1 protein-coding gene is annotated in these 772 nt (G+C 72.7%); it reads left to right on the top strand.

Annotated elements, in window-relative coordinates; translation table 11 throughout:
* Positions 1–772: acyltransferase domain-containing protein (locus LG396_RS38825; protein ID WP_225798317.1), on the top strand; the 772-nt coding region annotated here is incomplete at both ends.

Here is a 772-nt window from a genome sequence, read left to right on the forward strand (position 1 = left end):
GGCGCAGGCGGCGCGGTTGGGGGAGTTCGTCGCCAGGGCCGGGAAAGAGGTGTCGCCGGTCGACGTCGGGGCGGCGCTGCTGTCGCGGTCGACGGGCGACTACCGGGCCGTGGTCACGGGCTCCGGCGCCGAGGAGCTGACGAGGGCGCTGGCGCGGGTGGCGGCGGACGGCTCCGAGCGGGCCTCTGCTGCGGCGGGCGGTGTCGGGTTCCTCTTCACCGGTCAGGGTGCGCAGTGGCCGGGGATGGGTTCGGGGCTGACCGGCTTCCCCATGTTCCGGGAGGCGTTCGAGGAGGTCTGCGCCGGGTTCGACGGCCTGCTGAGCCGGCCGCTGGCAGAGGTGCTGGCCGCGCGTGACGGCGGGCTGGTGGACCGGACGGAGTTCACGCAGCCGGGGTTGTTCGCGTTCGAGGTGGCGATGTTCCGTCAGCTTCGTGCGTGGGGTGTGGAGCCGGGTGTGCTCGTCGGGCACTCGGTGGGTGAGTTGGCTGCGGCGCACTGCGCGGGTGTGTGGTCGCTTGCGGATGCCTGCCGTCTGGTGGCTGCTCGTGGGCGGTTGATGGATGCGCTGCCGCCGGGTGGTGCGATGGTGTCGCTGCGCGGCAGCCTGGACGAGGTCAACGCCCTGATCGAGGGCTCCTCCCGGGTGGATGTGGCGGCGGTCAACGGGCCGCTTTCGGTGGTCATCTCCGGTGACCAGCAGGAGATCGAGGGCTTGGTGTCGCGTTGGGAGGCAGCCGGCGGCAAGGCTCGCCGCCTCCGGGTGTCCCAC

The sequence above is a fragment of the Streptomyces aculeolatus genome (assembly GCF_020400605.1).
GTDB lineage: Bacteria > Actinomycetota > Actinomycetes > Streptomycetales > Streptomycetaceae > Streptomyces > Streptomyces aculeolatus.